Here is a 24797-nt window from a genome sequence, read left to right as displayed (position 1 = left end):
TTACTCCTCTTCGCCGCTGCAGACCAGCACGGATCGGTCCGTGCCCAGAATCACGCTCTGTGTGACACTGCCGAACAGCACCTTGCCTGTCGGCGTCCGCTTGCGTCCGGCGACGACAATCATATCGACGTCCTGCTCGTCGGCCAACCGGAGGATCGCGTCGGCCGGTTCGCCGCTTGACTCTTCCAGAGCCACCTCGACGCCAGCATCCTCGAGGACTTCCCGTGCTCGGCGCACGGAGGCCACCTGGTCGACGGACGCGCCTTCAGGGTTCTCCTCGAAGTCGTGTAACAGCGTGACACGGACCTGGCTGGCGTCCATCGGAATCTCGGTTATCGATTCAGCGATGGCGGTCCCACGAGCCTCACTTTTGTCTATCCCAGCGACAATTTCGTACATGCTCGCTTCATCTGTAGAACGGGCCAACCCTTAGTTCTGGCCCGGATTTCGAACATAGATCATCAAAAATAACGTCGCGCATCGCGTTCCGCGAATCGACGCAGCGGCGTCAGTCGCCGAACGGCCCCATACCGCCGCCACCCATACCGCCCATGCCGCCACCGCCGCCACCGCCCTGCTGCATCTGTTTCATCATCCGCTCCATGTCGCCGTCGCCCATACCCTGGAACTGCTTGAGCATCTGCTCCATCTGCTTGTGTTGCTGGAGGAGTTCACGCACCCGCTCCTCGGGCTTGCCGGACCCACGGCAGATGCGCTTGGTCCGGGACTGGCCGACGACACGGGGGTTCTCCAGTTCCTCCTCCGTCATCGAGTCCATGATGACATCGAAGTCCTGCATCCGCTCCTGGGTTACGTCCATCGCGTCGTCAGGGAGCTGGTCCATCAGCCCGCCGCCCAGACCGGGGATCATGTCCATCACCTGGTCCAGCGGCCCCATGTTGTTCATCGTCTGCATCTGCTTGCGCATGTCCTTGAGGGTGAACTGCCCCTCCAGCATGTCCTCGGGGTCCCAGTCCTCCTCGTCGCCTTCCTGGGTTTCCTCCATCGCGCGCTCGACGCGCTCGGTGAGCTGCTTGAGGTCGCCCATCCCGAGCAGTCGGGAGATGAACCCGGAGGGCTCGAACCGCTCGATGTCCTTGACCGTCTCCCCGGAGCCGAGGAAGGCGATGGTGGAGTCGGTCTCGTTGACCGCTGCGAGCGCGCCCCCACCTTTCGCCGTCCCATCGAGTTTCGTGATGACGACGCCGTCGATGCCGATGGCCGCCTCGAAGTCGGCGGCCTGGCTCTTGGCGCTCTGGCCCATCGCCGCGTCCAGTACGAGCAGGTCCCGGTCGGGCTGGACCTCCTGCTCGATGCGCTCGATCTGTTCGATGAGTTCCTCGTTCAGGCCGTCACGGCCCGCCGTGTCCACGATGCGAACGTCCGCGTTCTCCGTCGCTTCCAGCCCGTCACGGGCGATCTTCACCGGGTCGTCCTCGTCGGGGTCGCCGTAGAAGTCCACCTCAGCGCGCTCGGCCATCTCCTTGGACTGGTCGTATGCGCCGGGCCGGTCCGTGTCAGTCTGGATAATGGCCGGCCGGAGCCCTTTCGTCGAGAACCACCACGCCATCTTCGCGGCCGTCGTCGTCTTCCCCGACCCGTACAGGCCGGCGAGCATAATCGTCTGCTCTTCCAGCGGGAGTTCGGTCGACTCGCCGACGAGGTCGACCAGTTCTTCGTAGACGATTCGCAGGACCCAGTCCCGCGGGGTCGTCCCCGCCGGCGGTTCCTCATCCAGCGCGCGTGTTTCGATACTGTTGGAGAGGTCCTGTACGAGCCCGACATCCACGTCGGCCTGCAACAGCGACCGCTGAATCTCCTTGACGATGTCCTCGATGTCTTCTTCAGAGAGCCGGGATTTCCCCCGGAGGTCGTCAAGCGTCCCCCGGAGTGAACTCCCAAGATCGTCGAGTACCATTGTTGGCGCGAGATACGCGACGGTGCGGGTAAAGGCTTGTTGTCATGCGCCCGACTCCCCTGGAGCCGTGAGCCGACAGCAATCAGAAAAGTGGTTGTAGGGATGTCGCTATGCGCGACCGTTCAGTGGGCAGACAAAGAAGTCGGGTGGGCCGAAACCAGGGCGGCCGAGAGTGACGCTGATGTAGTCTTTGTCTAGGATATCGCTATCGGTTGCCAGCGGTGCGTCGTCATTGAACGCCGCAATGTCAGTCACCTCTGCTGAGAAGTGCGTCCATTGCCCACCGTTCCAGTCCCGGTCACCGGATGCTGACTCGGAGACGAACGGTGAGCGTTGGTCGGCGCTCACCTTCTCGTTAGCCACGATCGGTCTGCTTCCATCATGCAGGAAGTAGATTTTGTCTTCCGGGTCGGGACGCTCGTCAAGGACGTTCACAACGTTTGTCCGCCAGAGTACGTCGTTCGCATAGACACGACCAAACTCTTTCCCCGCACCGCGCTCATCTCCCTTTCCTGGGTTCGCTGCAGTTGCTCCAGTCACAGACAGCCCAACACCTGCGACGCCGAGGGCTGCTGTTGTCCGGAGAACCTGTCTCCGTGTCGATTGTTTGCTTCCAGCCATGGTGCTCTGGAGGCTGTCTCCGCCTCCACAGTTCACCAGGGAGAGGGATATTGAGAAGATTTTTCAAAAATCCTTCAGAATTAGTTCCAATTCTCTGTGAACTCTCTCCAGCTTCTCCGCTGATACTGTTTCTGCCCGTGACGAAAGGGTCAAAAAGACGAACCGGTTGGGGAACAACATGGCCGTTCTCGGACAGCTCGGATTCATGATCGCGTTTCTTTCGGGCGGCGTCGCCGCCGGCCATTTCGGGCTGTTGACCGAGCGACGGACGGATATTCTCACCACACTCGTCTTTACCGTCGCGCTGCCGGCACTCATATTCCGGTCCACGTATGACCGCCCATTACAGGAAATCATTTCGCCGGCGTTGCTGGGGGGGTTCTGGGTTATCATCGCGCTGACGATAACACTGGGCTGGCTCGTCCACCGTCGGCTGGAGTCCGCCGACCGCCGCAGCGTCTCCGTCGTCCAGTCGTATCACAGCAACATGGGGTTTCTCGGTCTGCCACTCGTGGCGGCAACGATGGGCAGCGAAGCGACGGCCGTCGCCAGCGTCATCCTCGGGATCGGTGCGGTGACCCACGTCCCGGTGACGGTATTCCTGCTGGTCCGCATCAACGGGAGCGACGCCTCGCTGCTGAGCGAGTGCAGGAAACTCGTGACGAACCCGGTACTCATCGCGCTGGCGGCGGGCATCACAGCCTCGGTCCTGTCGCTATCCGTTCCGGAGTCACTCATCAGTGCGCTCGGCCCGCCGGCCGAACTGGCGCTGCCAGTCGCCCTGCTGTGTATCGGTGCGACGCTCGACACGGACCTCCCGGTGTCGGACCTGCAGAAGACCGTCAGCGTCGTCGGGCTGAAGGTGCTGTGGATGCCGGCGCTGGCGTGGCTGGTGTACTCCTCGCTGTCGATGGACACGACGGCGCTGGGCGCAGCGGTCGTGATGCTCGGCACCCCAACGGCAGTGTCGACGTACGTCTATACGACGGAACTCGGCGGCGACGCGGCGTTCGCTTCGCTGAATGTCTTCACATCAACAGTGGTCTCCATCGGAACGCTTTCGCTCCTCGTCTGGCTGTTCACCTGATGCCCCAGCGTGGTCACGCTTTTGCCCGCCGACGCCCCCACCGACGATATGGGCTATCACCAGATCGACCCCGAGTCGCTGTCGGAAACTGCGGACTACCCCTGTGACCGGCGCGGCATCTCCGACGCCGCCGAACTCCACGCACTCCACGCGGCTACCTACGAGATGGCACCCGGCGAAGACCTCTCGCGGACCTACCACTACCACGAGACGCGCGAGGAACTGTTCTACGTGCTCGAAGGCACGCTTCACGTCGAAACGCCCGACGGGGAGTACGTCGTCTCGGCCGACGAGGTGTTTGTCGCCGAACCGGACAGCCCGCACCACGCGCACAACCCCGCCGATGCCGACGAATCAGTCACTGTGCTTGGCGTCGGCGCACCGCCGACCGACATCGCGCGCCCGTACGACCCTGACGCGTAACGAGCGGTCCGGCGGTTCAGACACGCTTTTCAGCCACCCCGTCACAGTTGCGCCCATGACGAGCAAACAGGCGGTACAACAGGAACTGGTCGACAGTGGTGTCACAGCAGTCCTGCGCGGGATTCCCGAGGAAAAGATGGTCGACGTGGCGACAGCCGTCCACGAGGGCGGCGTCACAGCACTGGAACTGACGGCCGACGCGAAGCGCTGCTCGGACATGATCGCCGCCGTCGACAAGGCACTCGACGACACCGACGCCATCATCGGGGCCGGCACGGTCATGGACGCCGCCGCCGCCCGCAACGTCATCGAAGCCGGCGCGGAGTTCGTCCTCGCGCCAAACCTCAACGAGGACGTCATCGACGTGTGCAACCGCGAGGGCGTCCTCGCTATCCCGGGCGTCATGACGCCGACGGAGGCCGCCGACGCGATGGAAGCGGGCGCGGATATCCTGAAGATGTTCCCAGCGAAAACGGTCGGCCCGGCCCACATCGGCGCGCTGCAGGGCCCACTCGGTGATGTGCCGATTATGCCGACCGGTGGTGTCTCGACCGATAACGTGGATGAGTTCTTCGATGCCGGCGCGGTCGCCGTTGGCGCAGGCTCGGCGCTGGTCAATTACGAGGCCATCGAAAACGACGACATGGACGGCGTCCGCGAACAGGCCGCGGCGTTCGTCGACGCCGTCGAGGCCGCCCGAGAGTAGCAACAATCTCACCCGGCCGAGCAGAACGAGGCCCGGCACGGCGGCAGCGGCTTACGTTCCGGTGTCGTTCTCGGTCGTCTCGTTGCCTGTCTCGTTCCCAGCCGTTCCGGTCTCATTGCCGGGCAGGTCAGTTTCGTTGCCCGGAACCGCAGTCTCGTTTCCGGCCGTCCCAGTTTCGTTCTCTGGTATTTCCGTTTCGTTACCGGGCACGCCTGTTTGGTTGCTTGGAGCCTCGGTCCCGTTGCCAGGCATTTCAGTTTCGTTCCCCGGTACTCCGGTCTCATTGCCGGGCAGATCTGTTTCAGTATCCGACATCTCGGTCTCGTTTCCGAGAGCATCGGTTTCGTTCTCGCCCAGTTCCGTCTCGGTATCCAGTCCGGTTTCTTCCTCGGTCTGGTCCGCAGTGTCTGTCTCGGACTCTGTACCGGCTTCCGTCATCGCGTCAGGCCCTGCTGCCGTAGATGTACCCGGCGCTTCGGCACCGCCGCCGTCGGACTCCGTACTACCGCCAGTGTCACTACAGCCAGCAAGCGCCACAAGTGCGCCGCCTGCGATTTTGATAACATTCCGTCGAGATGTGGGTCGTCCCATAGCGTTTGCCCGGAGAGAACCCGGGCAGTTTATGAATGACCTGCTAAGCGTCTGACGGAGCAGCGACAGAACGAATTAGCCACACCCGAAGGTGTGCCGGTTGGCAAAACAATCTGTTTCAGACCCTGATTAGCCCGACTCCGGTATTTCGACCGGTTCACGGACCGTTATACGCTTCGATCACACGAGCTTCGACGTGCTACGGTGTGGTTCGATACTCGGGGTATAATTATGCACACTGTTTCCGAGCGATTATCGAGTGCATAGTATTTGCGTCCTCAGGTCGTGCTACCCTGCCCTACACTGTGAGTGAGACACCCGTTCCGCGGTCAAAACCCGGTTGGTCGCCGTTTAGCGACACGATAACCCGTGAACCTAACGGGTCAGTACCTGCAGCAGTCCCCATACCTGCGGGACCTCCCGCAGCCGCAGGTGTCGTCACCGTCACCTGGCACACCGGGCATCGGCTCACCCCCGTCAGTTACGAGCCGTGGCTCGTCAACAGGGGGACGACGGTCACCCGGGAACGGCTCAATGAGTTCAGGTGCGACATCAGCCGGCGCGACTTGCCGACAGTTGCGTCCGTCAGGCATCGCTGTCTTCCCCATTCACGACATCGCCAGACCCGTCGCGTCGTTCGATTGTATGCATAGTGTCACGCTCCAATACTGCGTGAGTCAATGATGAGCAGCGGTCGACTTCAACGCGCTCCTGTCGGCGAAAACGACCACACCTCCGTTGATGTGGTGATATTTGCTGCATCGTACGCAGTGCATTCCCGGCGAGAGCGCGCGGCCGCTCCGAGTTCTCCACAATCAGGGTCGACAATAGCTGCTCATAGCCCAGATATTGCAGCAACAATAACCGCGAAGTCTGAGGCCTACTCGCCGATGAGACTGTCGACGATTTCCTCGGGATCGAACGGGTCGAGGTCGTCGTAGTCCTGCCCGGTTCCCAGGAAGAGGATCGGCTTCCCGGTGACGTGCGCGACAGAGATAGCCGCGCCACCCTGCGGATCAGCGTCGGCTTTCGTCAGAATCGCCCCATCGATTTCGGCCGCATCGTTGAACTCGCGCGCCCGGTTGACGGCGTCCTGACCTGCGACCGCCTCGTCCACGAACAGCGTCATGTCCGGATCGATGTTGCGGTCGATCTTCTCCAGTTGGGCCATCAAGTCGTCGGAAGTGTGGAGTCGGCCGGCCGTATCACCCAGCACCACGTCGATGTCGTTGGCCTTGGCGTACTCGACGGCGTCATAGACGACCGCCGTCGGGTCCGACCCCTGCTCGTGAGTGATGATCTTCTTATCGAGGTTCTCGGCGTGTTTCTCCAGTTGCTCGTTTGCGCCAGCGCGGTAGGTGTCGCCGTTGGCGAGCACCGTCGAGAGTCCACGGTCCTCGAAGTACTGGGCGAGTTTCGCAATCGAGGTCGTCTTCCCGACGCCGTTGACGCCGGTGAACACGATGGTGACAGGCTTGTCTGCCTGCTGGACACGTTCGTCGAAGTCGAACTGGCCGACGTTGATGACATCGTACAGCGACTCCCGGAGCGCGTCTCGAACGAGGTTCCCCGTGCTGGAGAGCCGTCGGCGGGTCTGGCCCGTGAGGTTCTCCTTGACGCCGTCGAGAATCTCGTTGGCGACGCTCATCTCCACGTCGCTCGACAGCAGCGCCAGTTCGAGGTCGTCGAGGTGGCTCTGCAGGTCTTCCTCCTCGATGACCGTCTTCCCGGTCGCCATAAGCTTCGCCTTCGCGGCGAGGCCGCGGCCGCCGTCATCGTCGTCTTCGTCAGACTCCGACTCGGCTTCGGTCGCCGCGTCCTCTTCGGTCTCCGCGGCGTCATCCGGGTGTGACTCTTCGTCGGGGACCGCATCCGCGTCTTCGACTGCCGTGGCCGACGCTGTGGCTGACTCAGCTGTCGCCTCGGAATCTGCGGCTGGCGGTTCAGAATCAGCCTGTGGCTGGTCGGTTTCGGCTGTTGGTTCCGCTGTGTCGCCTTCGGACGCCTGCGCGTCCGCCACGGGATCGGATTCAGTCGCCTGATCGGGGGGCGCTTCCCCATCCGCCTCGTCGGCGTCCGGTTCGTCCTCCGCTTCGAGTGCGTCGTCGTCGACGTCTTCCTCGACGTCACTCGTGAACCCGCTGAGTTTGTCCTTCAGTCCGTCGAACATGGCGGCCTTACTCGTCTTCCTGCTCTTGCTGTTGCATCATCTGCTGCATCTGCTGCTGTTGCATCTGCTGGGCCTGCTGTTCGAGTTCCTCCATCTCGGTCTCGACTTCGGCCTTCTCTTCCTGCAGGTCGCTGATGTGGTCGTCCAGCGTCTCCTTCTTTGTTTCCAGCGTGCTGACAGCGCCGTCCTGCTCGCGCTCTGCGGAGTAGCCGCCACCGAGGGAGACGACGACCTCGTCGATGTCCTCGATCGTTGCGCGGATGTAGGCGTCGCCGCCGAGCGGGACCTGCACCGTGGACCCTGAGTCGAGCGTCTCGATGGCCTCGATGGCCTCGTCGATGTCAGTCTGCTTCTCGCGGAGGCGCTCGATTTCCTCGTCGATAGCCTCGACTTCCTGCTCCATCTGCTCGATCTCCTGTGCGACCTGCTGCATCTGACCGCCACCGCCGCCACCGCCGCCACCGCCCATCATGCTGCCACCTCCTCGATCGTGATCTGCGTGCGCTTGAGGTTGTGCTGGGAGCCGAAGTCGCTGTAAACGCGCTCTTCAGCGACGTTTTCGTTTGGCGCCTCAACCTCCTTCTCGAACTGTTGTGGGCCGTCTCGGGCCGGGAAACTACCGCGAACAGTGTACGTGCTCATACACGCAGATGCGGGCAGGGTAGGGAAGTATCTTCCCCTTCCGCCTTTTTCGAGTAACGCAACTGTCCGCGACATATCCGAGGCATACTCACCGCTGTCCGGCCCAGACCGACAGGGGCCGGACTATCCAGAACCAGATGTTTCAGAACCTATTCGCTGGGTTCTGGCGCATACACCATATCGCCGCCACACTCCGGACAGGACGGGCGGAGTACACCTGTCGAGTAGTCACACTTCCGGCAGATGAGGCTGTTCTGGTCTTCCGCGGGCGGTGTTCGCTGGACCATATGTAGTGTTCGTGAGCACACTATATTACTCTTTGACACGACCTGTCATGGTCACTGACCCCGGCGAATTTGCCGGGACACCACGTATGTCGAGATATGAGCGAAACGACCTACCAGTGTGAGTGCGGTGCGACGCTGCGGTTCAAGCAGGACCTGACGCTGGAGCGGGGGCGGGACCGACCGGTCATGGACGTGTGGTGACTGCGGCGTCCCTGTTCCGGGCGTGGTGGCAGAAAAACTCAGCCACCAGCATCCGTCCTGAGCGGTAAAATAGAAGTCGCGTCAGTCGATGTAGCCGAGCGCCTGGTCGATACGGCCCAGTTCCGGTCCGGAGGTGTCCGAACCGCAGATGTAGCCGTGGTCGTTGGCGAGCAGCCCGGAACCGACGAGCGGGCCACCGTAGTTGATGGTCCCGATGTCGGCCGGCACGTCGAGGATGTCCTCAAGCGCGTCAAGTTCGCCGTCCGTGGCCTTCGGGTGGCAGAGAACGCCCTTGTTGGTGGCGACGGCGGCGGTCCCGACGGTCGTGACACCGGCGATGACGCCGCGTTCGACCGGGACGTCAAGCCCGTCTTTGACTGCCTGCACGGCGTCTCTGGAGAGGTCGGGGTGGACGTACGCGCCGTAGTCGTTACAGCAGACGACGTTGCCGGCGGCGTTGATCCGGCCGGGCAGTCGTGTCACAGGCACGTCGACGACGTCCTGAATCCGCTCGATTTCGGTCTCGCGGACGCGTTCGGAGACGACAAGCCCGTTCTCGTTGCCAGTCGCGAGCGCGCCGACGGTCCCGGACCGGCCGACGGTGGTCGGCACAGCCGGAACGTCGAGTTCGTCGCTCAGGTCGTCGAGTAGCGATTCGTCTAAGTCTGGGCGAACCAGCACGCAGTCGTCGGTCGCACGGGCGAACACACCCACGTACGACGACCCGGAGAAAGCCGCGCGGAGCAACGTTACTCTGCGGTCTCTGCTTCGACGATGGCTTCGCCCTCTTCCTCGAAGCGGGCGGCGCGAACACGGATCTTGCTCGGCGTGTTGGCGCGACCGCGGGCCCAGGCCGCCTCGTTGATCGAGGGGTCGAGGCGGACGGCGTCCTCGTCGACAGAGAAGTGTTTGGCGAGGTGCTCGCGGATGAGGATCATCGCCTTGTCTGCGCGCTTGTGGTTCGGTTCAGCTCGCGCGTCTCGGAGCGGGATGGTGACGACACGCTCCTCGAAGTCACTGGCGCTCATTATTCGTCAGTGTCGTTGCGCCGCCAGTGGCGTCGTTTGTGGTTGCGCTGGACCTCGCGGTCCGTCTTGAGCATGACCCAGGCCGGGACTCGACTGTTCTGGTTGTCGAGTTTGGCCAGTCGCTTCTTCGTAGCCTTCGATTTCTTACCCATGGTATGGTGCTTGTTCCGTGCCGTGGTTTAAATTCCTTCCTTTTCGAGCTGGTCATGGCCCGTTATCAGCGGCTATAACTGCGGACGTAGAACTAAGTAACCCGTAGCCCTGATTATCAAAGGATGAAGCGCCGGAAATTCCTCCAGACAATGGGTGTCGGTGCAACAGCCGTCGGCTCTGGTTGCTTGGGTGGTGGCGGAGAGGTCGTCGTCAGCGTGCAACAGGATGTCAGAATCAATCCACATGAGGCGTGGATAAAGGAGGAAATCCCGGACGTGTCCGACCCGGGCGGTGAGCTACAGTATATTGTCAAGGCGGATATCCCGTTCAACGTGTACTTTTTCACCGACCGCGAGCAGTTTGAGCAGTACGACACATATATCAAGGGTCGGGAGCCCAACCAGACACCGCCGGGGAACCCCGAGTTTAGCCAGACAGCGGTCCAACCCGAGGGGTCAGATATCTATGAGGCATCGACAGACGACGGCGGCGCGCGGGAGTCACTGGACGAACCCGGACCGTACTTCTTCGCTGTCGACCATTCGAACTACCGGATGGAAACCCGCGTCGATGACTACGACGACCCGCTGAAGGCCTTCGTCGATCTCACGGTCATCCGGAACAAGCTCCCCTTCTAAACAAACGCCAGCGGCACCATCGCCAACACACCGACAGCGATGCCAGTGAGTAGCTCGCGTTTGCCCCCACCCGGCAAGCCGTCCCCGTACTCCAGCGCCTCGGGGACGAACTCTGTGAGTACGAGGTACACCATCGCCCCGGCGGCGAAGCCGAAGCCGAACGGGAGGAACGCCTTCGCCAGCGTGACGAAGTAATACGCGATAACGGCCCCGACCGGCTGTGGGAGTGAGGAGAACACCGCCCACCAGACCATCTTCCACTCACTGACACCGAGCGAGCGAAGCGGGATGGCGATGGCAGTCCCTTCCGGAATATTGTGGATAGAAATGGCGACCGTCATAAACACCGCCAACAGCGGGACAGAGACGCCGACGATGCCAACGGCGGATTCGGGCGTAGCCGCCTCCAGCCCGAGTTCCGCGAAGGAGACGCCGACAGCCACGCCCTCCGGAAAGCTATGGACAGTCAAAATGCCCAGAATCAGCAGCAGCTTGGTGAAATCCGCCTGTTCGAACTGCTTGGGGGACTGGTCGAAATCGTCTAGCAGTTCGTGTGCTACAGCGACAAGCCCAACCCCGGCCAGAACACCGGGGACCAGCAGCACCGGCGATCCGTAGGCGAGTCCTTCTCGCACGAGGCCGAACAGCGAGGCGGCGACCATGATCCCCGACGCCAGCCCCCACAGCAGGACGTTCCAGCGGTCGGAGAACTCATCCACCAGGAAAAACGGGATCGCACCGAGGCCGGTGGCGAGCGCCGTAAGCAACCCCGCGACGAACACGAAGACAACGTTCTCGACGGCGACCATATCGGCCCTACGCCGCTCGGACCGATAAAAATTGTCACTAACCTGATTTGTTTTGGCTGACCTAAACGGGCAGCCAGTACGCCGTGGATAGCGACTCGGGTGCCTAATTGACCGATTCAACGTGGATACCGACAATGATACGACACGGCCGACGCCGCGGCCCAGTTATTACCAGAACTATAACATTATCTATCCGCGGGCACCGTCCACATCGCACTCGAACCGGGAGCTGTGAGGCACACGCTCACAGCGACACCGACTCGACGGTCCGGTACGTCGGGCCGCCAGGCCCACGCTCACTCTCTTTCAGTCGGATTTCCGTGACCTGCAGGCATCCCACGTCAGGGTCGTCGTTCTCGACGATGTTCTGTACTGTCTCTTTGCCCCCAGCGTGGTCCATTCTGGCGATGGTTGCATGCGGCGTGAACTCGTGATCCTCCGAATCGAACCCCATCGCGACGGTCCTGTCTTCGATAGCTTCGTGCAGTGCAGTCAGTTCTGGGCCGCCCTGACCGTCGCGAACGCCGACCCAGACGACGCTGATGTAGGACAGCGACGGAAAGACGCCGAGACCGCCGATATCGGCTTCGAACGGCTCGACACCGCTGTCTTCGACCGCGGCTTCGAGGGCGGCGACGACATCAGCAACCCGGTCCGGCGCGGTGTCACCGAGGAACTTCAGCGTGACGTGGGCCTGCCCGGGGTCGGTCAGTCGAAGGCCCGACACGCCGTCGAACCGGTCCTGAACGGCCGCCACAGCGTCGCCCAGCCCGTCGAGGTCAACGCTGACGAACAGGCGCTTTGACATATGCGAGGATTGCGGACCGGTCCGCAAGAAAGCAATGGATACCGCGGTCAGGGCCCCGAAAACGACCGCAAGGATGTCCCTGTGAAGACGATGAACGCATCCGGCATCAGCGAGTCCCGAATGGCCGGGAATCCGGACGCTTGCCGCCTGAATCCTGACGAGTCGTGGACGTAGCCCTTAACCGGATTGGCCGTCAATCAGGAGGTATGACAGACAACGACGACGATCACGCCTTCTCCGAAGGGCAGGGATTCGACGACCCTTACGAGGGGTTCGATCTCGAACCGCCAGAGTTCGAGGTGGACCCGGACAAGGTCGACCCCGTCGACTCCCGTGTTGTCACTGACCTACTGGACCAGCGGAACATCTCCTCTGACGCCGTCGACCCCGGGCAACTGCTCGATGTCGGTCTGGAGTATATGCACATCAACCGCCACGAACAGGCCGCCGAGACGTTCGAGCGGGTCGCCCAGTACACGGACGACGACCGACTCAAGCAGGAAGCCTGGACGAACAAGGGCGCGGCCCACGCGGAACTTGAAGAGTGGGACGCCGCCATCGGCGCGTACAAGGAAGCCCTCAACTTCGACGAGGAGTCCGACCACGCCGCTACGGCCGAGACGAACCTCGCATACGCGCTGTGGAAATCCGGCCGCTCCGAACAGGCGCTCGAACACGCCGAGCGCGCCGTCGAAATCGACCCCCGCTTCGGTGAGGGCTGGTACAACCGCGGCTTCTTCCTGCTCGAACGAGGGCTGGCCGACGAAGCTATCGACGCGTTCGACAACGCAGTCCGCCTCGGCTTCCGCAACGCCGACGTGCTCGAAGAGAAGGCCCGCGCCCTCGAAGAGGTCGGCGAGTTCGACCGCGCCGAGGAACTGGCCGAGGAGGTCGACGAGATGCGCGAGGAGGCCGAACAGCAGTTGCTTGAATGATACTCAACGAACGCGACACCGACGAGGGGTTGCTCGTCTCCGTCTGTGACCCCGACATCATGGGCGAAACGTTCGAAAACGGCCCTGTATCGCTCACCGTCAACGAGGAGTTCTACGGCGGCGAAACGGCTACCGAAGACGAAATCGTCGATAGTCTCGCCCGCTGTTCGGTCGCCAACATTGTCGGTGACGACGCTGTCAACGTTGCCGTCGAGCACGGCTTCGTCGACGAAGAGAACGTCCTCGATCTGGGCGAGACGCGCCACGCACAACTGCTCTGGATGTAACTGCGGTCGCGACTGGCAGCCCGACCCCGACAGTCTTTGCGAACGCCCATCGAGGGGGACGTATGTATTCCCGAGACCACGCGATCGTCTCTGCGGCCGTCGGGGCTGCCGGCGTTGTCGTTTTGCCGATCCCGCTCCCCTGGTGGGCCGCTGTCGGCTACGCAGTGGTTGTCGGCGTCGCCATCGACTTCGATCATTTCGCCGTTGCCCGAGTAGAAACCGGCGACTGGGCCGCACTCCGCCGCTGTCTCCGGAACCCGAAGATCGTGATGTTCGACCAAAATGAAATCTTCGGCCCGCAGGACCTCTGGCCGCTCCAGCGACTCCTCAGCCATCACCTCATCGGCGGCGTGGTCGTGTTCGGTATCTGGCTCGTCTCCGAGCCGCTAGCGCTGTTTACTGCCGTCGTGCTGTACGCCCACATCCTCGGCGATCTCGTCTGGGACAACTACCTGCTTGAGACCTATCGGGAACAGCACGCGATGGCCGCCAAATCCGTGTCTGAGTCCGACTCTGACTCCGGATAGGGCAAAGAAACGGCCGCTACCGGCCGGGAAGAGTTCTAGGTGAACCGAAGGAATGTTGCCTGTTGAGCCCCTGAACAGAACTAATGGGACACGCTGAATCTGAAGTACTTGACGTGGAGCGTCTCCGCGAGGACTTCCCCATCCTCCAGCGCGAGTTCGGCGGCGAGCAAGTGGTGTATCTCGACAACGCGGCCACCACGCAGACGCCCGAACCGGTCGTCGAGACCATCGCCGACTACTACCGGACGACCAACGCCAACGTCCACCGCGGTCTCCACCAGCTCAGTCAGGAGGCCAGTGTCGCCTACGAGGACGCCCACGACCGCGTCGCCGAGTTCATCGGTGCCTCCGGCGAGCGCGAGGAGATCGTGTTTACCAAGAACACCACTGAGAGCGAGAACCTCGTCGCCTACGCCTGGGGCCTGAACGAACTCGGGCCCGAAGACGAGGTCGTTCTCACGGAGATGGAACACCACGCCTCGCTGGTCACCTGGCAGCAAATCGCCAAGAAGACCGGTGCGACCTGCCGCTATATCCGTGTCGACGAGGACGGGACGCTCGACATGGACCACGCCCGCGAGATCATCACCGACGACACCGCGATGGTCAGTGTCGTCCACGTCTCGAACACGCTCGGCACGGTCAATCCCGTCTCGGAACTGGCGGACATCGCCCACGACCACGATTCGTACATCTTCGTCGACGGCGCACAGTCGGTCCCGAACCGCCCAGTCGACGTGGAAGCCATCGACGCCGACTTCCTGGCCTTTTCCGGGCACAAGATGGCCGGTCCGACCGGCATCGGCGTCCTCTACGGCAAGAAACACATTCTCGAGGAGATGGAGCCGTACCTCTACGGCGGCGAGATGATCAAGAAAGTCACCTTCGAGGATGCCTCGTGGAACGACCTTCCGTGGAAGTTCGAGGCCGGCACCCCAGTCATCGCGCAGGGCATCGCGCTGGCAGAGGCCTGTGACTACCTCGACAACATCGGCATGGAACGGATCCAGCGCCACGAGGAACAACTCGCCCAGTACACACTGGAACAACTCCGTGAAGAGGGTGACGTGGAAACGTACGGTCCGTCTGTGGGAACAGAGCGCGGTGGCCTCGTCTCGTTCAACCTCGATTCGGTCCACGCCCACGACCTCTCCTCGATCCTCAACGACTCCGCCGTCGCCATCCGCGCTGGCGACCACTGCACGCAGCCGCTCCACGACAAGATGGGCGTCCCCGCCTCTGCGCGAGCCTCGTTCTACATCTACAACACGCGTGAGGAAGTGGACAAGCTCGTGTCGGCTATCGACGACGCCCGGCAGTTGTTCGCGTAATCGGGCGCTCAGTCCCTATATGGGATGTAACTGGTGGTATTTTCAGTTGTAATATAGCGCCGGTGTGCACGGCAGCTATATGACACTCCGCCGATAACTTTTGTCGGGACGATGACTGATACCGATGAGACGGAGTCGTCACTGACGCCGGAATCACTCGATTACACGCACCTCCCCGAGCAGAAAATGTACAAGGTGTCGCTTGACGACGCCAGCCACTTCGAGCAGGGCAGTGGCGACATCCGGTCGTATCCGGTGTGTACCACGAACGAATTCAAGCTGCTGTACTTCGAGATGGACCCTGGCGCGGTCATCGACTGGCACACGCACGCGCCCAGTTTCGACGAGGTGTGTCTGTGTCTCGATGGTGCCGCCAGATACACGCTGAAACGCGAAGACGGAGGCGAGCAGGTGCTCCGGGCTGAACCACGCGAGTTCGTCTATCTACCCGGTGGGGCCCGACACAAGATCGAGGCAGTGGGTGAAACCGGTCACGAGGGACTGGTCACAATGCCGCCGGACTCTGTCGGACGCCTCGAATTGCTCGACGGGGCTGCACCGTACCAGACAGACGACTGGCCGATTGCACTGTGGGTCGACCGGATCCGTGACGAGGTCGTCAAGAAGGACGAGAACGCCGTCACTGAGTAGATCCACTGGGCATCGATCAGTGGGACTCATCTGCAGCGAGATAAATGACGGCTAGCTTATACAGCGCCGGGTTCGGAGTCGCAATCGGTCGGGCTGCCCGGACGGCCGCAAGTGCGTCAGAAAGCGGCCGGGTCTCTTCGGCAGCGATAGCTGTCGCGATCAGCGTCGCACTCCGGGAGACGCCGGCTTTGCAGTGAATCAGCGCCGGGCCGTCCGCTCGGACGAAGCGCCGGGCAGTATCGACGGCCGCTTCGAACGCCGCCCATTCGTTGCCCGAGCCATCGATAAGCGGGTGGTGGGCGGTCGTGAGCGGATAAGACTCACTCGTCGCCGAAAGCACGTGTTCGAAGGACTGGTCGTGCACCCCGCGTGCCGCGTGTTTGTTGCCGAGATACAGCGTCCGGTCGCCGATCTGGCGAATCACCGGCTCATCGCTGACGAACCCCACGGGGCGAACGGCATGGTCAGTCGGAGACGGAGCAGTGTTCTCTCCCACGGGCTCACAGAACGGAGCTAGATTAGTAAATACTACCTACTGGCAGAAGGGAGCCTGTCGGTTCTCACAGGCCGTCAACGCGGCTCCTATCACAGGACATCGGACATGCGAATCGATACCTCGGAACGTTTTTCCGACTGACAGCCGTATCATAGTTCAATTATGGGTATCGGTGGCTCGGATATGTACCGGCAGCAGATCCTCGATCACTACAAGAACCCCCGGAACTACGGGGAGATCGAGGACCCAACGTTTACCCACATCGGTGAGAACCCGATGTGCGGCGATGAAATACGGATGGATGTCGTCCTCGACGAAGACGAGGAAACCATCGAGCAGGTCGCCTTCCAGGGCGACGGCTGTGCCATCTCACAGGCCTCCGCGTCGATGCTCTCACAGGAGCTAGCTGGGATGGCGGTCGAAGACCTGAAAGCGATGGACCGCGACGATATCACAGAGATGCTCGGCGTCGACATCTCGCCGATGCGCGTCAAGTGTGCCGTTCTTGCCGAGAAGGTGGCCCAAGACGGGGCAGACATTTTCTTCGGTGAGAAAGACATCGACCGAACGGTGACCGAAGACGACGACTAACGCGGGCGGAACCACCGTCGGTATTCTTTTGACTCCATCTCGGGATAGCACAGGCCATGCCAGGCAACGACTGGGACCCCGACGACTACGACGACCGCCACGGGTTCGTCCACGAACACGGTCAGTCGGTCGTCGACCTGCTGGACCCTCACCCCGGCGAGCAGGTACTGGATGTTGGCTGTGGCACCGGCCACCTGACGGCAGAAATCGCAGACAGCGGTGCCGAGGTGGTCGGCATCGACGCGTCGGCGGAGATGGTCGCACAGGCCAGAGACGCTTATCCGACCCTCACGTTCGAGCAGGCGGACGTGCGGTCCTACACCGCCGACAGGCCGTTCGACGCGGTATTTTCGAACGCAGCGCTACACTGGATTCCCGGTGAAGACCACGACGCGGTCCTGTCGACGGTTGCCGACGCGCTGACCGAGAGCGGGCGGTTCGTCGCGGAGTTCGGCGGGCAGGGCAACGTGGCGGCCATAACCGACGCACTCATCGCCGAACTGGATGTGCGGGGCTACGACGCCAGTCGTCCGTGGTACTTTCCGAGTATCGGCGAGTACGCGCCGCGAGTCGAAGCGCACGGGCTCGAACTGCAGTTCTCACGGCTATTCGACCGACCGACGCCGCTCGACGGCGGTGAAGAGGGGCTCCGGAACTGGATTGAGATGTTCGGCGACGAATTCTTCGCCGGTGTCGACGACAGCGAGCAAGCGGCAGTGCTGTCGGCTGTCGAGGACCGGCTCCGCCCGACGCTTTTCGACGGTGACACCTGGGTCGCAGACTACCGACGGCTACGGCTCGTCGCTGGTCGATAACGGAGAAGTAGGCTGGCTGGTGGCCGTTCGTCAGGCCAGGAACACGTGCCGCGGTCGGTCGGCTAGCACGTCTCGGCCCCAGTCGACCGTCTCCGAGAAGTCATCGGAGCGGAAGAAGGCCATCGCATCCTTCTGTGAGTCCCACTGGCTCGCGATAAACATGTCGTTCTCGTCGTCGTGGTTGAACAGCAGCGAGGTCTCGCGGTGGCCGTCCATCTCTTTGAGCAGACCACCGACAGTGTCGAACTTCTCGACGAAGTCCTCGTGGTATTCTGGCTTGACCGTATAGAACATCCCCATCGTCCCGAACCCGTCGCCCTCGCCGTGGCGGCCGACGACGCCGGGCAGGTCGGTGAGATAGTCGCTGGCGGTCTGGGCGGCGTCCTCGGTGTCCCACAGCGACGCGACGGCCGCGACATCGCCGTCGGTGTCTCCGTACACCGTGGTCTGGACGTGCGTGTCGTAGCGCTCGAACGCGCTCCGGAGGTCTGTGACTTCCTCGTCGAGCGTTTCCGCGTTGGCTTCGGAGTACACGACCAGTGCGTACACGTCCTCGCCGTGCGGTTGCCCGGCGTAGACGCCCGCCGATTCGAGCGTCTCGCGGATGGACTGGGACGATTCAGCGGCCTGAGCGTCGCTGTCATCCGCAGTCTCGCTGCCCTCGACACCCTCGCCGAGGGAGCCGCCGAGCTGTTCGTCGACACCGTCGATATCCTTCAGGAATCCGGCTGCCGTCTCGGCGGCGTCTTTCGCCGTCCAGATGCTGACGACGTACGTCTGGCCACTGTCGGCGCGCACGGCCGTCTGGACGTGGCGGTCGTAGTGGTCGAAGTTGCTCTCGAGGTCGGACACGTCGTCGACGATGTCCTCCGCGTCGGCCGAGGAGTGGAACACCAGCGCGTAGTCGCCGGCGTCGTACGCGTCGCCCTCGTGCAGCCCCAGCCGACCGAGTCGCTGTGCGGCGTCGTCTATCTCCTCGAAGTCAGCTGAAACGTCCGGCCGGCCGCCTGAGCTACTCGACGACCCCGAGTCGTCCTCGTCGGACGACTCCTCGGAATGTGGATGGTCGCCCTCGCTGGCGCTCCCGGGGTGGGTGCCGCCGTGGCTGTCGGTGTCTCCGCCGGCGTGTGCTCCTGTCTGTGCACCGCTCGCCGTTGGCTCTTCGGCGTGGCTGTGACTCGCACCGGCATCGGCCGGTGCGTGCTCATGTTCCGCGACGTCCGCCGGTGTCTCCGGAACCGATGCGTCGTCGGTCGGCACCCGCTGGCCGGCCAGCACAGCCGGTAACTCGGACGGGTCGAACTTCCGGCCGACATAGAAGGGGCCGAACTCGGCAAACTGCGAGGTCGAAGGGTCAAAGCGCATCTCGGTCAGCAGTTCCTTGATGTGGCGCATATCGTCGCTCCAGAGCGTGATGCCCCACTCCCAGTCGTCGAAGCCGATGGAGCCGGCAATCATCTGGCTCACCTCGCTCCCGTAGCCACGGCCGATGTCGCCGTGCCGTTTGATGTGGGCCGCCCGCTCCTCGAAGGACGTGTCGTACCAGTTCTGGTCGGGCTGGCGGCGCTTGCTCATCGGGTAGAAGCAGACAAACTCCTCGTCCGGCACGTCGGGGTGGAGCCGGGCCTGAATGTACTGGGCCAGCCCGGAGTCGTCGTCCACTTCGCCCTCGAAGTACTCGCGGGATTTCTCGGTGTAGCCCGACGCCTCCGTCACAGAGACGTAGGAGAACTCCTGTTCGGTGAAGGCGGCGAACTCTGTCTGCTCGAAATGGCGCTCGGCCGCATCGAGGTCGCCCATCGTCGGCCGCAGGTGGAGAATCATGATGTCGGCCTTGTGGCCCATGACGGTGTACACCGCCGTCTGGCCCTCGTCGGCGTCTTCGACGGCTTCGTACGCGTCGAGGAAGCCGATCCCCTCAGAGAGCGCACGGTCGCGGACTCGCTGGGGAGCCTCGCGCCAAGCATCCCAGTCGATACTCCGGCAATCGTGCAGCGCGTACCAGCCTTCCTCCGTGGCTGGCGGCTTGCGTTGGTCCATGGGTGTCGATTGCAGGTCGACAGTAAGGAAACTTCCCATGTCGTTCCGGGACGGCGACTTCTGAGCCAGCAATTCAGGCTATCCTTTTATTATTCCAACGTGACAGCGAATCAATGTTGTCGCATGAACAACCCAATCGATAGACGGGTCGCAACTGCCCTCCAGTCGTATACGGTACTTGCGGTTATTGCCATTCTCATTGGTGCCGCCGTCGTGCCGTATGCGGCGTCGGTCGCCGAGGGTGACGAACAGTACGTCGCTGTAGTGAATATCGACGAAACGATTTCCAGTTCTAGCTCACAGGACACGGTACAGAAGCTCCGCGAACTCCGCAGCAACGAGTCAGTCGAAGCGGTCGTCCTCCGGATATCGAGTCCCGGGGGAAGCGCCGCCTCCAGTGAGTCGATGTATCTAGCCGTCAAGCGGCTTTCGGCGGAGAAACCGGTGTACACAAGCGTCGACCAGTACGCCGCCTCCGGCGCGTACTACACCGCGGTCCCGAGCGACCGCATCTACGTGACGCCGGCCAGTCTCGTTGGCCACGTGGGTGTCATCGGAACCGCGCCGAGCGACGGTCTGAGCCCCGCCGCCACCACTGGCCCCGACAAGGCCCATCGAGGGATGACGCGCGACCAGTACTACGCGAGCCTCGAATCGATGAAGCGAGCCTTCGTCGGAGCAGTCATGGCCGAACGCGGTGACAGGCTCAATGTCTCCCGCGAGACGGTCGCTGAAGCGTCGGCCTATCAGGGCGGTCGCGCGGTCCAGACCGGCTATGCGGATGAGGTCGGTGGACTCGAAGCCGCGATAGCCGGCGCGGCCGGAGCCGCTGATATCTCGGAGTATCAAGTCGTGTACCACAACCCCGCGGACCCGCGAGGGCTGCTCTTCCTCACTGGCGGGAGTGAGGCCGGCGGGAACGCTACCGTCGCCGCCAAAGGCGCACCGTACACGTTCCAGGGCGTCGACACAGTCCACTTCCTCATGATATACGGCACGCCGGAGAATCAACAGGTCGTCTACAACAGCACCGCACAGGGAGGTGCCTGAAATGGCAGCCGATAGCTCACGTTCGAGTCCGGTCATTCGAGCAGGATTTTTCATCGGGATACTCGTCCTCTCGGTGATTGTCGGCACCGTCGCGATTGGTGGCGGTGCGCAATCGGCCCCCGATGTAAGTCAGGTGAATGCCCCGTCGTTCAACAGCGGCGAGTCCGTTGCGACTCCGGCGGACGAGAGCGGTGACCTCTCGATGTCGGCCGACGCGTCCGAGAAAGTCGTCGTTATCGACGTCGCTCACGCCGGCGATATCGACCGCGAAGCGCTCACGCCGCTTGTCTCGACCCTGACCGAGAACGGGGCGACAGTCCGCTATCACGTCGGTGAGCGACAGAGCGGGAGCCCGTTCAACGAGTCACTCCGCTCGGCTGACGCCCTCGTCGTTCTCGGCGCAGAACAGCGCTACACCGAGAGCGAGCTGAACGGCCTCTCCGCGTTCAGCGACGCGGGCGGTCGCGTACTCTTGCTGAACGAGCCGTCACAGGCGAGTCCCGCCGGCTTGGGACTGTTCGGCCCGATTCGGTCGGATAGCGTAACCAAGCCGATGGCCCCACTGGCGAGCCAGTACGGCCTCTCGTACGGGAACGGCTACCTGTACAACATGCACGAGTACGACACGAACTACCAGAACGTCTACGCGACGCCGACGGGCGATACGGAACTCACCGAAGGCGTCGACCGAGCGGTCTTCTACGCCGCGATCCCCGTTCAGGGCGGTGACACCGCACTCACGACGACGGAACAGACAACGCTCTCGAAGACCCGGCGACAGGACACGTACGGCGTCGTTGCCCGCTCGGGGAACGTCGTCACTGTCGGTGACACGAACGTGTTCACGCAGGAGTTCCTCTACCGAGCCGACAACGAGCAGCTGGTCGGGAATCTGCTTGATTTCCTCGTCACGGGCGAGAAATCACCCGCAGACGCACCACAGACCGCCGAGTCCGGCGAGTCCGGACCTGGCGGATCGCTCCCCGGAACGGGAATGGGTGGCGGCACGGTGCCGTCGGAACCGGATTCGACTCCGGCTCCCGAACCGAATGAGACGATGATGCCCGACGAGTAGGGCATCACCGCCCGCTTTCGTCGGGGACACCGGCAGAACAGGAATAACAAAGCAATTGCCGAACCGCGGCGAGTGCAGTCAGTCGTCGATGTCGAACACGCGGCGCAGTTCGCGCTCGATCTCGTCGACGTATTCCGAGAGCACGGCGTCGAGTTTCTCGTCGTCGACGATGACCGCCGAGAGCCGCTCTGTCGGGTTCTCAGGTAATTCGACGCTGAACTCGCCGTCATCGTAGAACGGCTCTGACTCGTTGAGGATCTGCTGGTCGATCGCGTGGACCAGTTCGGAGTCGTACGTGTCGTTCATCCGCTCGAAGGCGTTCTTGTAGGCCTTCTGCAGTTCTGGGAAGTAGTTCGCGTACTTGTCCTCGAACTTCTCGGGATCGAACGTTGTCATTGCCAGAACGGTACAGGGCTGGGGATAAAGATGGCCCGATGTTCAGCGTTGTATCGTGCGTGCGTCCTTCTGCGGGAGATACATCGTGAGGTACGCGACGAAACAGATGCCGAAGATGCCACCCAGAACGAGAAAGACACGGATATCCAGCCCGGCGATAGCTGTGAGAATCTCCTGTAGCGTCGTCCGCGGGTTCGCAAAGCCGAACGTCTCAGTGTAGGCTAGCAGGCCAGCAACGACGACAAGTGCGATATCGAACAGGCCCCGAGAGTCCATCGTGGGGTGTTCGGAGAAGCGGACGTATAGCTTTTATTGCTGATACTGGCGGTGGGAGTCGGACGTTGCGCCGTCGCGCGGGATGTCTCCGCTACGACAGTTGGTCGCTGATAATCTCGTCAGCCGCTTCAATAAACGCCGACTCCTCCCCGGCAGGGATAGTCGCACCCGCCGCGATGTCGTGCCCGCCGCCGTCGCCGCCGACGGACTGAGCGGCGTCGCGCATCACGACCGACAGGTCGACGCCCCGGCCGACCAGCGGGCCGGTCGCCCGAGAGGACACCTTCGTCTCGTCTTCGTCGGTGCTAGCGAACGCGATGATGGGCTTGTCCGAATCGACACCATCGGTCCCCAGCGCCATCCCGGCGACGATGCCGACGATGGTCTCGCGGATGGCGTCACCGGCGTCGAACCACTGGACGGTCCCCGCCGGCGTGACGCCGCGCTCCTTGACCAGCGTGAGGCCCTCCGAGAGGTTCCGGCGGTGGTTCGACAGTAGCGTCCGCGCCCGCTCAAGCGGCGCGTCACGCTCGCCGAGACACACTGCCAGCCCCACGTCCGCTCGCTCGTAGCGGGCGGTGGCGTTCAAAAGCGTCGAGAACTCGCTTGCGTCCCGGAGTTCCGTCCCGCGCGGTTCCGCAGTCAGCGTGTAAGTCGTGCCGATGAGCGTCTCTATCTTGTCCGCCGGGACGCCCCGCTCGACAGCACGCTGGACCAGCCCACTGGCGACAGTCTGGCGCTCGTCATCGGAGAGGTCAGCCCAAGTGCGCCAGTTGCCGGCAGACGCGCTCCGCGCGCCTCCCGAAGCCGGTCTCTCATCGCTCGACCGGCCGCCGTCGGCTTTCAACTCCAGCCCGAGGCCTTCAAGGAACCGCGTCGCACCGGCCTGGTTGTTCGAGATGCCCGGTATCGGGACTTCAGTGGCGTATTCGAGCAGTTTCGGCAGCGGTCGGGTCTGTTTGCCGTACAGCGAAAGGTCGGTACCCTCCTCCAGCACATCGGCAGCAATCCCCTCTTCGACGAGACCAGCGTTGGCTCCAACGAGTTCGCCGCCGACGGCCTGCATGTCCCCGACTGCGCCGACAACCGCCAGCGCGGCGAGGTCGCGGTTGTCCGTCTCGCCGGTCGAGAGTGCGCGGGCGAGGACGTACGCCGCGCCTGCGCCCGAAAGCTCCGACGCGCCATTGATGCCTTCCAGCAGCGGATTGAGATGCGTCTCGAAGTCGGCGTAGCCGTCGGTGGCGACGACCGCGTCGGGGTGGCAATCATCCGGGTCTGACGGCTGGTGATGGTCGGCGATGATTGCCTCGAAATCGCCCGCGGCGACGTGCTCGGAGATCACGTCTAGCTGGCCCGAGCCGAAGTCGGTGAACAAGACAGTGTCGTACTCGTGGGCTGCGATGCTCTCGATTTCGGCGGCGTCGAGTTGCTTCTTGAAGACGGTCTCGACAGGGATGCCGGCCCGTGACAGCGCCGCGGTGGCGATGGCGGCGCTGGTCAGCCCGTCGGCGTCAATGTGGGAGGCCAGCAACACGCGGTCGGCCGCTCGGAGTCGGTCGGCGCAGGCGGCCGCGCGGTCGGCGAGCGCTGGAACGGGGTCGGTCGTAGTCATCGTACCGGGGATAGGTGCGCTCCGGCATAAAAACGTTCAGACGCGCGGGCATTCGTAGTAGAGCGGCCTGCCCGGTCAGGCGACCTTCCGCTGGTCGCTGAGTGTGACAGTCTGGTCGGCTGTCTCAACAGTTGTCCGGATGGTTATCCAGCCGTCCGCCTGTTCGATAGCGTAGGCGTCACCGAACGACAGGTCGACGCGCCGGGTCGTGGTGTAGGATCCGTCTGCTTCGAGTGTCCCGACGTCCTCGGAGCCCTCCCAGACTACGTCGCCATCAGTGGAATTCCCGGCGTAAATCCGTGTGTAGACGGTGATGTCATCCGCCGTACTGTTCTGCTGATTCGTCAGCGTGGAGGTCACGTCACGACAGGTCTGCCCGCACTCTTCGATGGAATCGACAGTGAACGCGAACGGTGGGGTGCTTGCCGCGCCGCCGTCAGAATCCCCGGTATCGCCAGTATCGGTGGTTGTAGTGTCGCTCTCGGTGGCTTCAGCTGTTTCCGTCGGGAACTCCGAGATGTCCTCGCCGCTGCTTTCCGCCTGAAACGGGCCGATACCGGCGACGAACGCCCCGCCGACACCCGCTAGCAAGAGCGCGATGACGCCACCCATAGCAAGTAGCTTCCCGTTCAT

General features: G+C 62.7%; 33 protein-coding genes. 14 read left to right on the top strand and 19 right to left on the bottom strand.

The genetic code is table 11. The features are described 5' to 3' along the window. The 3 genes from RR_RS17870 to RR_RS17860 form a co-directional block, all read right to left on the bottom strand. Positions 1–399: a universal stress protein gene (locus tag RR_RS17870; protein WP_004964622.1), complete on the bottom strand. Its 399-nt coding sequence runs from the start codon at positions 397–399 to the stop codon at positions 1–3. A 109-nt stretch (positions 400–508) separates the two neighbouring features. Next, positions 509–1918 (bottom strand): signal recognition particle protein Srp54, encoded by a 1410-nt coding sequence (locus RR_RS17865; RefSeq protein ID WP_004964625.1) that lies wholly within the window; start codon positions 1916–1918, stop codon positions 509–511. 108 nt (positions 1919–2026) lie between these two features. Further along, entirely contained in the window at positions 2027–2458 is a 432-nt protein-coding gene (locus RR_RS17860; RefSeq protein WP_232508537.1) for a hypothetical protein, read from the bottom strand. Between the two features lie 259 nt (positions 2459–2717). On the opposite strand from RR_RS17860, the gene RR_RS17855 reads away from it, so the two are divergent. The 3 genes from RR_RS17855 to RR_RS17845 are packed head-to-tail and all read left to right on the top strand — an operon-like array spanning position 2718 to position 4755. Then, positions 2718–3626, top strand: coding sequence for an AEC family transporter (locus RR_RS17855; protein ID WP_007189239.1), 909 nt, complete (start codon positions 2718–2720; stop codon positions 3624–3626). A gap of 48 nt (positions 3627–3674) precedes the next feature. Beyond that, positions 3675–4049 (top strand): cupin domain-containing protein, encoded by a 375-nt coding sequence (locus RR_RS17850; protein WP_049939085.1) that lies wholly within the window; start codon positions 3675–3677, stop codon positions 4047–4049. 55 nt (positions 4050–4104) lie between these two features. Then, a complete protein-coding gene (locus RR_RS17845; RefSeq protein WP_004964639.1) occupies positions 4105–4755 on the top strand; it encodes a bifunctional 4-hydroxy-2-oxoglutarate aldolase/2-dehydro-3-deoxy-phosphogluconate aldolase in 651 nt (216 codons plus the stop codon). Between the two features lie 51 nt (positions 4756–4806). On the opposite strand, the gene RR_RS17840 is transcribed toward RR_RS17845, so the two are convergent. The 8 genes from RR_RS17840 to RR_RS17810 all read right to left on the bottom strand — a co-directional run bounded on the left by RR_RS17840 (position 4807) and on the right by RR_RS17810 (position 9826). After that, a complete protein-coding gene (locus RR_RS17840; RefSeq protein ID WP_011224627.1) occupies positions 4807–5346 on the bottom strand; it encodes a cell wall anchor in 540 nt (179 codons plus the stop codon). Positions 5347–6226: 880 nt separating this feature from the next. Further along, complete coding sequence (gene ftsY, locus RR_RS17835; protein WP_011224626.1) at positions 6227–7516, bottom strand: signal recognition particle-docking protein FtsY; 1290 nt, start codon at positions 7514–7516, stop codon at positions 6227–6229. 7 nt (positions 7517–7523) lie between these two features. Beyond that, on the bottom strand, positions 7524–7985 hold the full coding sequence (gene pfdA, locus RR_RS17830; protein ID WP_004964646.1) for a prefoldin subunit alpha: 462 nt from the start codon (positions 7983–7985) through the stop codon (positions 7524–7526). Continuing rightward, positions 7985–8158: a 50S ribosomal protein L18Ae gene (rpl18a, locus tag RR_RS17825; RefSeq protein WP_004964648.1), complete on the bottom strand. Its 174-nt coding sequence runs from the start codon at positions 8156–8158 to the stop codon at positions 7985–7987. Before rpl18a ends, pfdA begins: the two co-directional genes overlap by 1 nt. A 149-nt stretch (positions 8159–8307) precedes the next feature. Next, positions 8308–8445 (bottom strand): hypothetical protein, encoded by a 138-nt coding sequence (locus RR_RS22575; protein WP_004964651.1) that lies wholly within the window; start codon positions 8443–8445, stop codon positions 8308–8310. A gap of 282 nt (positions 8446–8727) precedes the next feature. Next, positions 8728–9393 (bottom strand): translation initiation factor IF-6, encoded by a 666-nt coding sequence (locus RR_RS17820; RefSeq protein WP_011222931.1) that lies wholly within the window; start codon positions 9391–9393, stop codon positions 8728–8730. A 2-nt stretch (positions 9394–9395) separates the two neighbouring features. Beyond that, the gene (locus RR_RS17815; RefSeq protein ID WP_004964660.1) at positions 9396–9674 is read right to left on the bottom strand and encodes a 50S ribosomal protein L31e; all 279 of its coding nucleotides are present in this window, start codon (positions 9672–9674) and stop codon (positions 9396–9398) included. Next, complete coding sequence (locus tag RR_RS17810; RefSeq protein WP_004518346.1) at positions 9674–9826, bottom strand: 50S ribosomal protein L39e; 153 nt, start codon at positions 9824–9826, stop codon at positions 9674–9676. The genes RR_RS17815 and RR_RS17810 overlap by 1 nt, the downstream gene beginning before the upstream one ends. 186 nt (positions 9827–10012) lie before the next feature. Here RR_RS17810 and RR_RS17805 point away from each other — a divergent pair, with 186 nt between their 5' ends. Further along, positions 10013–10465 carry a hypothetical protein gene (locus RR_RS17805; RefSeq protein ID WP_049939191.1) on the top strand — a complete coding sequence of 151 codons (453 nt, stop codon included), beginning with the start codon at positions 10013–10015 and terminating at the stop codon, positions 10463–10465. On the opposite strand, the gene RR_RS17800 is transcribed toward RR_RS17805, so the two are convergent. Further along, on the bottom strand, positions 10462–11274 hold the full coding sequence (locus tag RR_RS17800) for a ZIP family metal transporter (protein WP_007189628.1): 813 nt from the start codon (positions 11272–11274) through the stop codon (positions 10462–10464). The genes RR_RS17805 and RR_RS17800 overlap by 4 nt on opposite strands. A gap of 244 nt (positions 11275–11518) precedes the next feature. After that, positions 11519–12082, bottom strand: coding sequence for an RNA 2',3'-cyclic phosphodiesterase (gene thpR / locus RR_RS17795; RefSeq protein WP_011224623.1), 564 nt, complete (start codon positions 12080–12082; stop codon positions 11519–11521). On the opposite strand from thpR, the gene RR_RS22570 reads away from it, so the two are divergent. The 6 genes from RR_RS22570 to RR_RS17770 all read left to right on the top strand — a co-directional run bounded on the left by RR_RS22570 (position 12083) and on the right by RR_RS17770 (position 15813). Beyond that, positions 12083–12256: a hypothetical protein gene (locus RR_RS22570; protein ID WP_160164320.1), complete on the top strand. Its 174-nt coding sequence runs from the start codon at positions 12083–12085 to the stop codon at positions 12254–12256. It abuts the gene before it with no gap. A gap of 32 nt (positions 12257–12288) precedes the next feature. Further along, positions 12289–13017, top strand: a complete 729-nt coding sequence (locus RR_RS17790) for a tetratricopeptide repeat protein (protein WP_004964669.1) — start codon at positions 12289–12291, stop codon at positions 13015–13017. Continuing rightward, positions 13014–13304, top strand: coding sequence for a DUF424 domain-containing protein (locus tag RR_RS17785; protein WP_004594041.1), 291 nt, complete (start codon positions 13014–13016; stop codon positions 13302–13304). Before RR_RS17790 ends, RR_RS17785 begins: the two co-directional genes overlap by 4 nt. A 62-nt stretch (positions 13305–13366) precedes the next feature. Continuing rightward, positions 13367–13831, top strand: coding sequence for a hypothetical protein (locus RR_RS17780; RefSeq protein ID WP_004964673.1), 465 nt, complete (start codon positions 13367–13369; stop codon positions 13829–13831). Between the two features lie 83 nt (positions 13832–13914). After that, positions 13915–15162, top strand: coding sequence for an aminotransferase class V-fold PLP-dependent enzyme (locus RR_RS17775; protein WP_011224622.1), 1248 nt, complete (start codon positions 13915–13917; stop codon positions 15160–15162). A gap of 111 nt (positions 15163–15273) precedes the next feature. After that, positions 15274–15813, top strand: a complete 540-nt coding sequence (locus RR_RS17770; protein WP_011224621.1) for a cupin domain-containing protein — start codon at positions 15274–15276, stop codon at positions 15811–15813. Positions 15814–15829: 16 nt separating this feature from the next. Here RR_RS17770 and RR_RS17765 read toward each other — a convergent pair whose 3' ends face one another. Continuing rightward, positions 15830–16309, bottom strand: a complete 480-nt coding sequence (locus RR_RS17765) for a protein-tyrosine phosphatase family protein (RefSeq protein ID WP_049939084.1) — start codon at positions 16307–16309, stop codon at positions 15830–15832. A 162-nt stretch (positions 16310–16471) separates the two neighbouring features. Here RR_RS17765 and sufU point away from each other — a divergent pair, with 162 nt between their 5' ends. Beyond that, positions 16472–16900, top strand: coding sequence for a Fe-S cluster assembly sulfur transfer protein SufU (gene sufU / locus RR_RS17760; protein ID WP_004964685.1), 429 nt, complete (start codon positions 16472–16474; stop codon positions 16898–16900). Positions 16901–16956: 56 nt separating this feature from the next. Beyond that, on the top strand, positions 16957–17715 hold the full coding sequence (locus tag RR_RS17755) for a class I SAM-dependent methyltransferase (protein ID WP_011224620.1): 759 nt from the start codon (positions 16957–16959) through the stop codon (positions 17713–17715). A 30-nt stretch (positions 17716–17745) separates the two neighbouring features. Here the strand turns inward: RR_RS17755 and RR_RS17750 are convergent, their stop codons facing one another. Beyond that, complete coding sequence (locus tag RR_RS17750; protein WP_011224619.1) at positions 17746–19755, bottom strand: heme-binding protein; 2010 nt, start codon at positions 19753–19755, stop codon at positions 17746–17748. 123 nt (positions 19756–19878) lie between these two features. Here RR_RS17750 and RR_RS17745 point away from each other — a divergent pair, with 123 nt between their 5' ends. Beyond that, positions 19879–20805, top strand: coding sequence for a S49 family peptidase (locus RR_RS17745; protein ID WP_011224618.1), 927 nt, complete (start codon positions 19879–19881; stop codon positions 20803–20805). Between the two features lies 1 nt (position 20806). Then, positions 20807–21880, top strand: a complete 1074-nt coding sequence (locus RR_RS17740) for a DUF4350 domain-containing protein (protein ID WP_004964698.1) — start codon at positions 20807–20809, stop codon at positions 21878–21880. 78 nt (positions 21881–21958) lie between these two features. On the opposite strand, the gene RR_RS17735 is transcribed toward RR_RS17740, so the two are convergent. From RR_RS17735 to RR_RS17720, 4 genes are all read right to left on the bottom strand, one after another. Then, positions 21959–22276, bottom strand: a complete 318-nt coding sequence (locus RR_RS17735; RefSeq protein ID WP_004964702.1) for a DUF5783 family protein — start codon at positions 22274–22276, stop codon at positions 21959–21961. Positions 22277–22318: 42 nt separating this feature from the next. Then, a complete protein-coding gene (locus RR_RS17730; protein WP_004964704.1) occupies positions 22319–22552 on the bottom strand; it encodes a hypothetical protein in 234 nt (77 codons plus the stop codon). A gap of 91 nt (positions 22553–22643) precedes the next feature. Then, positions 22644–24164 carry a single-stranded-DNA-specific exonuclease RecJ gene (locus RR_RS17725; protein WP_011224617.1) on the bottom strand — a complete coding sequence of 507 codons (1521 nt, stop codon included), beginning with the start codon at positions 24162–24164 and terminating at the stop codon, positions 22644–22646. Between the two features lie 75 nt (positions 24165–24239). After that, positions 24240–24797, bottom strand: coding sequence for a hypothetical protein (locus RR_RS17720; RefSeq protein ID WP_011224616.1), 558 nt, complete (start codon positions 24795–24797; stop codon positions 24240–24242).

The sequence above is a fragment of the Haloarcula marismortui ATCC 43049 genome, from assembly GCF_000011085.1.
GTDB lineage: Archaea > Halobacteriota > Halobacteria > Halobacteriales > Haloarculaceae > Haloarcula > Haloarcula marismortui.
Note: the sequence above shows the minus strand (reverse complement) of the source record. Positions and strands in the feature narration are given on the sequence as shown.

Coding starts and splice junctions, on each gene's coding strand:
- RR_RS17870 (WP_004964622.1), bottom strand. CDS start 399: ATGTACGAAATTGTCGCTGGGATAGACAAAAGTGAGGCTCGTGGGACC.
- RR_RS17865 (WP_004964625.1), bottom strand. CDS start 1,918: ATGGTACTCGACGATCTTGGGAGTTCACTCCGGGGGACGCTTGACGAC.
- RR_RS17855 (WP_007189239.1), top strand. CDS start 2,718: ATGGCCGTTCTCGGACAGCTCGGATTCATGATCGCGTTTCTTTCGGGC.
- RR_RS17850 (WP_049939085.1), top strand. CDS start 3,675: ATGGGCTATCACCAGATCGACCCCGAGTCGCTGTCGGAAACTGCGGAC.
- RR_RS17845 (WP_004964639.1), top strand. CDS start 4,105: ATGACGAGCAAACAGGCGGTACAACAGGAACTGGTCGACAGTGGTGTC.
- RR_RS17840 (WP_011224627.1), bottom strand. CDS start 5,346: ATGGGACGACCCACATCTCGACGGAATGTTATCAAAATCGCAGGCGGC.
- ftsY (WP_011224626.1), bottom strand. CDS start 7,516: ATGTTCGACGGACTGAAGGACAAACTCAGCGGGTTCACGAGTGACGTC.
- pfdA (WP_004964646.1), bottom strand. CDS start 7,985: ATGGGCGGTGGCGGCGGTGGCGGCGGTGGCGGTCAGATGCAGCAGGTC.
- rpl18a (WP_004964648.1), bottom strand. CDS start 8,158: ATGAGCACGTACACTGTTCGCGGTAGTTTCCCGGCCCGAGACGGCCCA.
- RR_RS22575 (WP_004964651.1), bottom strand. CDS start 8,445: ATGGTCCAGCGAACACCGCCCGCGGAAGACCAGAACAGCCTCATCTGC.
- RR_RS17815 (WP_004964660.1), bottom strand. CDS start 9,674: ATGAGCGCCAGTGACTTCGAGGAGCGTGTCGTCACCATCCCGCTCCGA.
- RR_RS17810 (WP_004518346.1), bottom strand. CDS start 9,826: ATGGGTAAGAAATCGAAGGCTACGAAGAAGCGACTGGCCAAACTCGAC.
- RR_RS17800 (WP_007189628.1), bottom strand. CDS start 11,274: ATGGTCGCCGTCGAGAACGTTGTCTTCGTGTTCGTCGCGGGGTTGCTT.
- thpR (WP_011224623.1), bottom strand. CDS start 12,082: ATGTCAAAGCGCCTGTTCGTCAGCGTTGACCTCGACGGGCTGGGCGAC.
- RR_RS22570 (WP_160164320.1), top strand. CDS start 12,083: ATGCGAGGATTGCGGACCGGTCCGCAAGAAAGCAATGGATACCGCGGT.
- RR_RS17790 (WP_004964669.1), top strand. CDS start 12,289: ATGACAGACAACGACGACGATCACGCCTTCTCCGAAGGGCAGGGATTC.
- RR_RS17785 (WP_004594041.1), top strand. CDS start 13,014: ATGATACTCAACGAACGCGACACCGACGAGGGGTTGCTCGTCTCCGTC.
- RR_RS17780 (WP_004964673.1), top strand. CDS start 13,367: ATGTATTCCCGAGACCACGCGATCGTCTCTGCGGCCGTCGGGGCTGCC.
- RR_RS17775 (WP_011224622.1), top strand. CDS start 13,915: ATGGGACACGCTGAATCTGAAGTACTTGACGTGGAGCGTCTCCGCGAG.
- RR_RS17770 (WP_011224621.1), top strand. CDS start 15,274: ATGACTGATACCGATGAGACGGAGTCGTCACTGACGCCGGAATCACTC.
- sufU (WP_004964685.1), top strand. CDS start 16,472: ATGGGTATCGGTGGCTCGGATATGTACCGGCAGCAGATCCTCGATCAC.
- RR_RS17755 (WP_011224620.1), top strand. CDS start 16,957: ATGCCAGGCAACGACTGGGACCCCGACGACTACGACGACCGCCACGGG.
- RR_RS17750 (WP_011224619.1), bottom strand. CDS start 19,755: ATGGACCAACGCAAGCCGCCAGCCACGGAGGAAGGCTGGTACGCGCTG.
- RR_RS17745 (WP_011224618.1), top strand. CDS start 19,879: ATGAACAACCCAATCGATAGACGGGTCGCAACTGCCCTCCAGTCGTAT.
- RR_RS17740 (WP_004964698.1), top strand. CDS start 20,807: ATGGCAGCCGATAGCTCACGTTCGAGTCCGGTCATTCGAGCAGGATTT.
- RR_RS17735 (WP_004964702.1), bottom strand. CDS start 22,276: ATGACAACGTTCGATCCCGAGAAGTTCGAGGACAAGTACGCGAACTAC.
- RR_RS17730 (WP_004964704.1), bottom strand. CDS start 22,552: ATGGACTCTCGGGGCCTGTTCGATATCGCACTTGTCGTCGTTGCTGGC.
- RR_RS17725 (WP_011224617.1), bottom strand. CDS start 24,164: ATGACTACGACCGACCCCGTTCCAGCGCTCGCCGACCGCGCGGCCGCC.
- RR_RS17720 (WP_011224616.1), bottom strand. CDS start 24,797: ATGAACGGGAAGCTACTTGCTATGGGTGGCGTCATCGCGCTCTTGCTA.